Genomic DNA, 10,621 nt, shown 5'->3' on the forward strand with positions numbered 1-10,621 from the left:
GAGCGGCGACGCGGCGCTGATCGAACTCGAGCGTGAGCTGAGGACTTATCCGTCAGGCTTGAGAGGCAGCCGGCCGTCGCCGGTCGAGCCGAACGCCATCGTGCATCCGCTCAGGCTGGCGCATGGCGATCAGGTGCTGTCGTTCATCAGCACCATCACCGTGTTCGGCACGCCGCTCGACGTGACGCTTTCGGAACTGGCGATCGAATCGTTTTTCCCCGCCGACGAACAGACGAGGACGGTGCTGGTTCGGTTGGCGAAGGAGCGAGCCGAGCTGTCGTAGTCACCCTTCAGGCAAAGATGCCTTGCGCGTGCGGGTGCGCTCCAGGCCGAGCTGGCGTTCGCGCCAGATGATGAAGATGCCGGCGGCGACGACGATCAGGCCGCCGACAAGCATATGGAGCGTGGCGACGTCGCCGAAGACGAGATAGCCGACGACGAGGCCTAGGATCATCGAGGTGTATTCGAACGGCGCCACGACCGAGGCTTCGGCATGGCGATAGGCCGCCGTCATCAGGATCTGGCCAAGGCCGCCGCAGAAGCCGGCGGCAACAAGAAGGGCCGCCTGGAGCGGCGTCAGCGCCTGCCAGCCGAATGGCAGCGACAGCAGCGACATGACGCTCGCCGTCACCGAAAACCACAGCACGATGGTCGCCGTACGCTCGCTTTGCACGAGATTGCGCACCAAGAGCATGGCGACGGCCGAGATCGCTGCCGCGACAAGAGCGGCCATGACGCCAAGCACTTCCTGGTCGTCGAGCGCCTGGTCGGAACTCAGCAGCGTCAGTTCCGGCCAGGAGATGATCAGCACGCCGACCAGGCCGACCGCGACCGCACTCCAGCGATACACGCGGATAGCCTCGCCGAGGAAGATGGAGCTGAACACCACCACCAGCAGCGGCTGCGCGTAGTTCAGCGTGATCGCTTCGGGCAGCGGCAGCCGGGTCAACGCGAAAAAGCCGAGCCCCATGGCGCAGACGCCGACCAGGCCGCGGGCGATGTGGTTGAACGGACGCTTGGTGGTGAAGGCAGTGCCGAGTTCTTTCCTGAAGGCCAGGAAGGCGATGATCGGGAAGATGGCGAAGAAAGAGCGGAAGAAGACAATCTGGCCGGCCGGAACGGTGCCTGCGGCTTTGATGCAGGTCTGCATGCCGACGAAGACCGCCACCGACACGATCTTGAGCATGATGCCGGTAAGCGTGTCGTGCCCGCCGGCATCATCGCTGGCTGTGGCCGAGGGGCTGCCGGGGCCTGCTGTCACGCTCCCGACGCTTCTCGGATCGTCGCCCAGATACGCGCCGGCGTTGCCGGCATGTCGATGTGCCTGACGCCATAAGCGCGCCAGAGCGCGTCGGTCACCGCATTGAGTGCCGCCGGGGTCGAGCCGATGGTGCCGGCCTCGCCCGCGCCCTTGATGCCAAGCGCATTGGTGGTCGAAGGCACGTTGCGGGTCTCGAAATGAAAGAACGGGAAATTGTCGGCGCGCGGCATGGCGTAATCCATGAAGCTCGCCGTCAAAAGCTGTCCGTCCTCGCCATAGATAGTGTCCTCGGTCAGTGCCTGGCCGACGCCTTGCACGACGCCGCCATGCACCTGGCCGGCGAGCAGGATCGGGTTTACGGTCACGCCGAAATCGTCGACGATGGTGTAGCGGACGATCTCGGTCGCGCCGGTGTCGGGATCGATCTCGACCTCGCAGATGTGGGTGCCGTTGGGATAGGTGCATTCGTCCTGCACGAACTCGCCAAAGCCCTTGAGATCGTCAGGCGTCTTGGCGGCCTTGGCGATGCTGGAAAAATCGAGCGAGCGATCGGTGCCGACGATGCGGGCAACACCATCGGACAACTCGATGTCGCCGGCAGAAGCCTCGAGCTCGTCGGCGGCGATGCGCTTGATCTTGTTGGCCAGATCCTCGCCCGCGCGGGAAGCCGACACACCCCCCAGCGGAATGGAGCGCGAGCCGCCGGTGCCGCCGCCGGCCTTCAATTCATCGGTATCGCCCTGGCGGACATGGATTTTGTCGATGTCGAGATTGAGCTTTTCCGACAGGAACTGCGCATAGGCGGTGGCGTGTCCCTGTCCGTTGGTCTGGGTGCCGATCTTCAGCGTCACCGTGCCGTCGCCATTGAGTTCGACGAAGGCCGGCTCCGAGCCCGGAAAGGCACAGGCCTCGATATAGGTCGCCATGCCGAGACCGCGGATTTTTCCGCCGGCCTTCGACTGCGCCAGCCGCTCCGGAAACGCTTTCCATTCGGATTGCTCAATGGCGCGCTCCATATGGCCTTCGAATTCACCGGTGTCGTAGAGGCGGCCGGTTTGCGTCCGGTAGGGAAATTGCTCCGGCCGGATGAAATTGCGGCGGCGGATCTCCTCGACGGGCAGGCCGAGATCGTGGGCGCAGGCATCGACCAGCTTTTCCAGCAGGAAGGCTGCTTCCGGCCGACCGGCACCGCGATAGGCATCGACCGGGCAGGTGTTGGTGTAGAGGCCGGTCACCGAGACGTCGAGCGCCTGGATATCGTAGACACCGGTCGACATGGTGACGCCGATATAGGGGATGAACGGACCATATTGCGAGATATAGGCGCCGATGTTGGCGAGCAGGTCCACCTTCATGCCGAGAAAGCGGCCGTCCTTGTCCAGCGCCATCTCGGCCGTGACGAAATTGTCGCGGCCTTGCGCGTCGGTCAGAAAGTGTTCCGTGCGGTCGCCGGCCCACTTCACCGGGCGGCCAAGCCGCTTCGCCGCTTCCAGCACCAGCGGATATTCGCGGTAGACGAAGCTCTTGGGCCCGAAACCACCGCCGACATCAGGCGTGATGACGCGCAACTGGCCCTTCTTGATCTTGAACACGCTGGCCAGGATGTACTGCATGGAGTGCACGCCTTGCGACCCGGTGGTCAGCACGAAGCGCTTCTCCTCGACGTTCCATTCGCCGATCGCGGAGCGCGGCTCCATGTAGTTGCAGACCAGCCGGTTGTTGACGAACTCGATGCGGGTGACGTGTGCGGCCTTGGCGAAAGCCGCTTCGGTCTTTTTCCTGTCGCCCATGTGGTAGCTGAAGGCGCGGTTGGAACCGAGCTCCGGCCAGACCAGCGGCGTGCCTTCGGCAAGTGCATTTGCGGTCCCGGAAGCCGCGTCTTCGCCGTCATAGTCGACATCGATCAATTCAGCGGCATCCTGCGCCAAGGCACGGCTGTCGGCGACGACGAAGGCAACGGCATCGCCGACATAGTTGACGCGGTCGCGGCACAGGATCGGGATGTCGCGCGTCGGCGCCTTGGTGCCGTCCGGCTGTTCCTGCATGACGCCGGATTTCAGATCGCCGAGATGGGCAAGGTCCTTGCCGGTCAGTACCAGATGGACGCCAGGTGCGGCCTTCGCCGCCTCGGTCGAACCGATGGTGAAGCTGGCCTTGGCGACCGGCGAACGCAGGACATAGCCATGCAGGACGCCAGCCGGCTGGATGTCGTCGGTATAAAGGCCCTGGCCCTGGATGAAGGCGGCATCCTCGCGCCGCAGCACGGATGCGCCCATGCCGAATTTCGGTGTGACGACGGTCATGGATGCCTCGTGATGATGACAGGAGAACGAACGCCTGAAATAGGCATTGCCTCAGTTTTGTCGAGGGGCCGTTTCGTGTAAAGAGCGCGGACTTCAAATTTCTTGGACCAGCGGACACAATCCGCCGCCAAGGCAATCGACAGGAAAACCCACGGAATGCGCACGGACACCGGCCAGGTCTTCAAGCTCGAAGACTATCGCCCCAACGACTACCTCATTCCGCAAACCGACCTCACCTTCCGCCTTTCGCCAGACGCAACGCGTGTCACCGCCGTGCTCACGATAGAGCGCCGTGACGGCGTCTCCGTGTCGGCACCGTTGGTGCTCGACGGCGACGGGCTGACGCTCAAGCGCATCGAGATCGACGGCAAGAAGGTAAAACCGGCGGATCTGCTGGCGACGCCCGACCAGTTGACCATCCTCGAGCCACCGGTGGCGCGGCGCTTCCAGTTGCTCATCGAGACCGAGGTGGCGCCGGCGGGCAACGAAGCCCTGATGGGCCTCTACCGCTCGAGCCACGTCTACTGCACGCAATGCGAAGCCGAGGGCTTTCGCCGCATCACCTATTTCCTCGACCGTCCCGATATCCTGTCCGTCTACACGGTGCGCATGGAGGCAATGCGCGACGAGGCGCCGCTGCTCCTGTCCAACGGCAACCCGCTCGAAAAGGGCGACCTCGGCGACGGCTGGCATTATGCCGTGTGGCACGACCCTTTCCCCAAGCCGTCCTATCTGTTCGCATTGGTGGCCGGCAATCTCGGCCGGCTCGCGGACAGTTTCGTCACCCTGTCCGGCCGCACGGTCGAGCTCGGCATCTATGTCGAGCCCGGCAAGGAGACGCTGGCCGGCTATGCGATGGACGCCCTGAAGCGGTCGATGAAATGGGACGAGGAGGCGTTCGGCCGCGAATACGATCTCGACGTCTTCAACATCGTCGCCGTGTCGGACTTCAACATGGGCGCGATGGAGAACAAGGGCCTCAACATCTTCAACGACAAATATGTGCTGGCCGACCGGGAGACCGCGACGGACGCCGATTTCGCCAATATCGAGGCGATCATAGCGCATGAGTATTTCCACAATTGGACAGGCAACAGAATCACTTGCCGCGACTGGTTCCAGCTCTGCCTGAAGGAAGGCCTGACGGTTTTCCGCGACCACGAATTCTCCGCCGACCAGCGCTCGCGCGCGGTCAAGCGTATTGCCGAGGTGCGGACCTTGCGCGCCCACCAGTTTCCAGAGGACCAGGGCCCACTGGCGCATCCGGTGCGGCCGCGCCGCTACCGCGAGATCAACAATTTCTACACCGCGACGGTCTACGAGAAGGGCTCCGAAGTGGTGCGCATGATCCGCACAATTCTCGGTGCCGACGTGTTTCGCGCCGGCATGGACCTCTATTTCGAGCGGCACGACGGTGACGCGGCGACGATCGAGGATTTCATCAAGGTGTTCGAGGATGCGTCCGGCCGCGACCTGTCGCAGTTCGCGCTCTGGTATCATCAGGCGGGAACGCCGAACCTGACGATCAGTTCGGCGCACAATCCGGCCGCGCAGGAGTTCACACTCGAAATCGAGCAGTCGGTGCCGCCGACACCCTCCGAAAGCCGCAAGCGGCTGATGCACATCCCGCTCGCTTTCGGGCTGATCGGCGCCGGCGGCAAGCCTGTGCCGTATAGTAGCGTCGAGGGCGCCAGCGTCGAGGACGGCGTCATTCATATCCGCAAGCGTCGCCACATGGTGCGGTTTTCAGGCGTCACCGAGCGCCCGGCCGTGTCGCTCAACCGCGGCTTTTCGGCGCCGGTGACGTTGTCCGTCGAGCAGAAAGCCGACGACCAGTTCTTCCTTGCCCGCCATGACGGCGACGCCTTCTCGCGCTGGCAGGCCTTCAACACATTGCTGACCGATGCGCTGATATCAGCGTTCCGCGAGATCCTCGGCGGCAAGCAGCCGGCCTTTGCGCCGCGGCTGACCGAGCTCGCCGGCAGCATTGCCGGCGACGAGACGCTGGAGCCGGCCTATCGGGCATTGGCGCTGGCCCTGCCCGGCGAAGCCGACATTGCCCGCGACATCGGCAGGAACATCGACCCCGATGCCATCTATGCGGCTCGCGAGGCACTGGCGCTGGCGATCGGCACTGCGAACCGGGACGTTTTTTCGGGCCTCTACCTCAGCCTTGCCGACAGAGAAGCGTTCAGCCCCGACGCCGCAAGCGCCGGACGACGCGCCTTGCGCAACACCCTGCTGGATTATCTGTCGCTGCAGCCGGGCGGAGCGGAACTCGCTGCCGGGCATTTCCAGTCCGCGACCAACATGACCGACCGCGCGGCAGCACTTGCCGTGCTCGCGCATCGTCACCACGGTTCGCCCGAGGCGGTCGAGGCGCTGGCGGCTTTCGAGACGACCTACGGGTCCGACCTGCTGATCATGGACAAATGGTTCCAGATCCAGGCCAGCGTACCGGGGCCGCAAACCGTCGACACCGTGAAGGCCTTGACCAACCACCCGGCCTTCTCGATGGGCAATCCGAACCGGGTGCGCTCGCTGATCGGCACCTTCTCCAGCGCCAATCAGACCGGCTTCCACCGGGCCGACGGCGAAGGCTACTGGTTCTTTGCTCAAACCGTCCTCGAGGTTGAGAAGCGCAACCCGCAAGTGGCGGCAAGGCTGGCGACGGCGCTCAGATCCTGGCGTTCGCTCGAACCCTTGCGGCAGGCGAAGGCCAGGGAAGCGCTGCTCTCGATCGCCGGCGCCGAAAACCTGTCGGCGGATCTGCGGGATATTGTCGAGCGCACGCTGGCTTAGCCGCTCTCTTTCTTCTCCCCTTGTTGTGGCAGAAGGGAGATCCGTGCACGCCGCCAAGCTGGTGAATTTCAACCAGGACCTGACAGCAGCGGCTTCCGTTAGGCGCTGCGCCAGCGAAAGCCCATTATTTTAGTCGATTTTTAATCTTTTTTCGCCGGACCACTGGACAAGGCGAATCACCTTTGATTCTTTACTGACGATTCGGAAGTGCGGCGTTTGCCGGATCACCAAGCAGCATAGGCAAATTCGGGGAGTGCCATTTATGGCGAAGGCGGACGCGTGGGGCGCGCCCGGAGGGACGGTTTTTGCGCATCGTGAGACGCGCGGCGACGGTCTTGCCGGGAATACGCGACTCATCGCCGAACCGGCCTACCGGCGGCTTCTGGCCGCCGAGCCGCTGCTGCGCCGATCAATACCCGTCCTCATCATCACCTTCCTGATCGTCATCGCGGCGTTGCGCGTGCTGTCGCTGATGAACGAGCGCGACGATGTCGAGCGCAATGCCAAGGCGATCCTGACGCTGGCGGCGGGCCAGCTGGCCAGTTCGCTCGCCACCACCTCGGAAACGGTGCCCGGCGCCATACAGGATCTGCTGGAGACCACCAGCCGTCAGGGCGCGATGGGCCGCAGCCATGTGCTTGTCATCACCGACAGCGCTTTCAAGATCGTCGCGGTGACGCCACGCTCGATGCCATGGCAGGGCCATTCGCTGGACGGCCTCGTCGAGGGCGGCCAGCCCTTGTTCATGTTCGGCGATCGTGCGGGCGTCATGGACGTCAACATCGACGGACGGGATTGGTACGCCGCGGTCAGCCTGGCGAATGGCGGAAAGGGTGCATCGGCGGCCCTGGTGCCACAGGACGCGGTTTTCGATGCCTGGCGCAAGACCGTTTCGCTGAACGTCACCCTGTTCGTGCTGACGGCCGGTGTGCTGATCGTCATCCTCTATGCCTATTTCGGCCAGGCGGCACGTGCGCAGGCGGCCGACCGCATCTACCTCGAAGCGCATCAGCGCATCGACATGGCGCTGGTTCGCGGCCGCTGCGGCCTGTGGGACTGGGACATGGTGCGCGGCAAGATGTACTGGTCGCGCTCGATGTACGACATGCTCGGCTACAAGCCTTGCGAAACGATGCTGTCCTTCGGCGAGGTCGATCAGATCATCCATCCCGAGGACGGCGACCTGTTCGAGCTCGCCAACAGAATCGTCGCACGCGAGATCGATCACATCGATCAGGTGTTCCGCATGCGCCATGCCGATGGCCAATGGGTCTGGATGCGCGCACGGGCACAGGTCATCGATCCGGAAGCGCCGGAGATCCAGCTGATCGGCATCGCCGTCGACGTCACCGAACAGCGTCATCTGGCGCTGCGTTCCGAGGCTGCCGACCTTCGCCTCAGAACGGCGATCGAGAACATCAACGAATCCTTCGTGCTGTGGGATTCGACGCAGCGCCTGATCATGTGCAATTCCAAATACCAGCAGGACAACGGGCTTTCGGACCGCGACGTGATGCCGGGCACCGCGCGCGCGGCGCTGGAAGAACGCATGCTGGCCTTTGCTTCCGAAAGGCGGCTTGCCCACACCAGCGGCCTGCAGGGCGGCGCCACTTTCGAGCGGCAGTTGGCCGACGGCCGCTGGCTGCAGGTCAACGAACTGAAGACCCGGGACGGCGGCATCGTCTCGGTCGGTTCCGACATCACCCAGATCAAGCTGCACCAGGAGAAGCTGGTCGACAGTGAGCGACGGCTGATGGCAACGATCCATGATCTCAGCCTCGCGCGGCGGGCCGAAGAGGAGCGTTCGCGCGAACTGGTCGACCTCAACCGCAAATACATGAAGGAAACCGAACGGGCCGAAGCGGCGAACCGGGCCAAATCCGAATTCCTGGCCAACATGTCGCATGAGTTGCGCACGCCGCTGAACGCCATCATCGGCTTCTCCGAACTGATGGAACAAGGGCTGTTCGGCCCGCTCGGATCGGAGCGCTACGAGGAATATGCCACCGACATCAACAGCAGCGGCAAGTACCTGCTGGGCGTCATCAACGATATTCTCGACATGTCCAAGATCGAGGCCGGCCAGTTCTCTCTGGACCGGGAAGAGATCGACCTCGGCCCGCTGATCAGCGAAACCGTACGCGTCGTTTCGCTGCAGGCGGCGCAAAAGGCCATCACCGTGGAAACGCGCATTGCCGATGCGCTGACGCTGGTCGCCGATCGCCGTGCGATCAAGCAGATCGTCATCAACCTTTTGTCCAATGCGGTGAAGTTCACCGGCCAGGGCGGCCACATATCGGTCAGGGCCCGCAACACATCCGGCGCGCTGGTGCTGACGATCGAGGACAATGGCTGCGGCATCCCCAAGGAGGCGCTCGGAAAGCTCGGACGGCCGTTCGAACAGGTGCAGAACCAGTTCTCCAAGAGCCATGCCGGGTCCGGCCTTGGCCTTGCCATCTCACGTTCGCTGGCCGAGCTTCAGGGCGGCGCGCTGAAGATCCGGTCGAGCGAAGGTGTCGGCACGATCGTGTCGGTGCGCATTCCGGTGAAGAAGAGCGTGCTGGCCGTCAAGGTTGCAGCGTGAAGTTTTTATCACCATCCCAGGCCTGATCCACCTCGTGGACGCGAGCTGAAACGCTTTGACAAAGTTATCTATTTTATCTATTTTGGATAAAAAAGAAAGGCCTTGTCATGCGAGTGACTTCAACGGAATTCCAGCAGAATGTCGGGCGTTTTCAGGATGCTGCCCAGCGTGCGCCGGTCGCAATCACAAAGAATGGCCGGACCCACACGGTACTCCTGTCGGCGGCGATGTTCGAGGTCTTGGTCAAGGGACGGGTCGCCCGTCCTGTGGAAGAGCTGGACGACGAGACGCTTAACGCCATCGCCGAAAGCGCCGTATCGAGCGAATATGCCGGGCTTGATGCAATGCTCAAAGACTGGACACCGTGAGCCTGCCCAAACCTATCCCGGGTCTGGTGATTTCCTATTCTTACCTCTGGGTGAGAGAACACGAAAAGGGTGCCGAAGAAGGTCGCAAAAACCGACCATGCGCCATTGTCGCCGCGCGGTCGTGGAGGGCCGTGAAGTCATAACGGTCGTTCCGGTCACACACTCGCCACCAGCTGATCCTGCCGATGCAGTAGAAATACCTGCGCCCCTCAAGGCCTATCTCGGCCTCGATGACACGCCATCATGGATCGTCGTCACCGAAACCAATCATTTCCTCTGGCCGGGTCCCGATCATCTCAGGCCTATCGCGGGGAGCAAACCGTCCCGATTCGACTATGGCATGCTGCCGCCGCGTTTCTATGCCTATCTGCGCGACCGGATTTTGCAGTCTCACGCAAGCCGGGCGCTGCAGCAGATTCGGCGAACAGAGTAGCTGCATGAGACTGGAGGACCACGAAACGTCCCCGATTCCAAGGGACGATCGCTTCCCGGTCATCCCGCACGAAGCAAAAGGTCGAAATCCTTCCTGACCTTCTGCGACGTCTCCTTGAGATGTGCTTCGAGCACACCGAAATCCGGCAGGTCGGTCACCGCCAGAAGCAGATCCGAAAGCCCCGGCGGAACGTCGTCGCGCTCGAAGGCTCCGGTAAGGCACAGCCGCGTCATCTGGGTCAGCGCCAGATAGAGCGCATAGGCGTCGAAAAGCTCCTGCCTCGCCCCGGCATTGGCGAAGCCCGGTGACAGGCGCGAAAGGATTTCGGCGGTACCGGTAACGCGCGGCCCGGCGCCTACCTGCCCGGTGATGACAGCCACTTGGGCGATGAATTCGAGATCGATCACGTCGCCGGGGATCAGCTTGATGTCCCACAGGTCGCGCGGCGGCTTTTCCTTCTCGATCATAGCGCGCATCTCCGAGGCCTCGGCCATCACCTTGGCGGCGTCGCGCGGCTGACCAAGCACCGCCGCCACTTCCGCTTCAACCTCGCCGCACAGGCTGGCGTCACCGGCAATGGCGCGGGCGCGTGCCAACGCCATGTGCTCCCAGGTCCAGGCCTCCTGGCGCTGGTATTTCTTGAAGGCATCGATATGGGTTGCCACAGGACCCTTGTTTCCGGATGGCCGCAGGCGCAGGTCGAGTTCGTAGAGCACGCCCTCCGCCGTCGGCGCCGACACGGCCGCGATCAGCCGCTGCGTCATGCGGGTGTAGTAATGCGAAGGCGCCAGCGGCTTGTCGCCATCGGACTCCTCGGCGTCCGGCGCGTGGTCGTAAAGCAGGATCAGGTCGACATCCGATCCGGCGGTC

Annotated in this window: 6 protein-coding genes and 2 pseudogenes; 5 read left to right on the top strand and 3 right to left on the bottom strand. The window is 63.2% G+C overall.

Annotated features, from left to right (window positions below; translation table 11 throughout):
- Positions 1-283: pseudogene (locus EN991_RS10025) on the top strand (transcriptional regulator); the annotation flags it as partial.
- On the opposite strand, the gene EN991_RS10030 reads toward EN991_RS10025, so the two are convergent.
- A complete protein-coding gene (locus tag EN991_RS10030) occupies positions 284-1,186 on the bottom strand; it encodes a DMT family transporter (protein WP_244506971.1) in 903 nt (300 codons plus the stop codon).
- A 71-nt stretch (positions 1,187-1,257) separates the two neighbouring features.
- Positions 1,258-3,564, bottom strand: coding sequence for a xanthine dehydrogenase family protein molybdopterin-binding subunit (locus EN991_RS10035; protein WP_127368673.1), 2,307 nt, complete (start codon positions 3,562-3,564; stop codon positions 1,258-1,260).
- A 156-nt stretch (positions 3,565-3,720) separates the two neighbouring features.
- On the opposite strand from EN991_RS10035, the gene pepN reads away from it, so the two are divergent.
- From pepN to EN991_RS10055, 4 genes are all read left to right on the top strand, one after another.
- Positions 3,721-6,366 carry an aminopeptidase N gene (gene pepN / locus EN991_RS10040; protein ID WP_127368674.1) on the top strand — a complete coding sequence of 882 codons (2,646 nt, stop codon included), beginning with the start codon at positions 3,721-3,723 and terminating at the stop codon, positions 6,364-6,366.
- A gap of 262 nt (positions 6,367-6,628) precedes the next feature.
- The gene (locus EN991_RS10045) at positions 6,629-8,950 is read left to right on the top strand and encodes a PAS domain-containing sensor histidine kinase (protein ID WP_063171742.1); all 2,322 of its coding nucleotides are present in this window, start codon (positions 6,629-6,631) and stop codon (positions 8,948-8,950) included.
- A gap of 107 nt (positions 8,951-9,057) precedes the next feature.
- Entirely contained in the window at positions 9,058-9,318 is a 261-nt protein-coding gene (locus EN991_RS10050; RefSeq protein WP_013532628.1) for a type II toxin-antitoxin system prevent-host-death family antitoxin, read from the top strand.
- 121 nt (positions 9,319-9,439) lie between these two features.
- Positions 9,440-9,751: a hypothetical protein gene (locus EN991_RS10055; RefSeq protein ID WP_245460939.1), complete on the top strand. Its 312-nt coding sequence runs from the start codon at positions 9,440-9,442 to the stop codon at positions 9,749-9,751.
- Between the two features lie 59 nt (positions 9,752-9,810).
- On the opposite strand, the pseudogene EN991_RS10060 reads toward EN991_RS10055, so the two are convergent.
- Positions 9,811-10,621, bottom strand: a pseudogene (locus EN991_RS10060) (bifunctional [glutamine synthetase] adenylyltransferase/[glutamine synthetase]-adenylyl-L-tyrosine phosphorylase); the annotation flags it as partial.

The organism is Mesorhizobium sp. M7A.F.Ca.US.005.03.2.1 (assembly GCF_003997795.1).
GTDB lineage: Bacteria > Pseudomonadota > Alphaproteobacteria > Rhizobiales > Rhizobiaceae > Mesorhizobium > Mesorhizobium ciceri.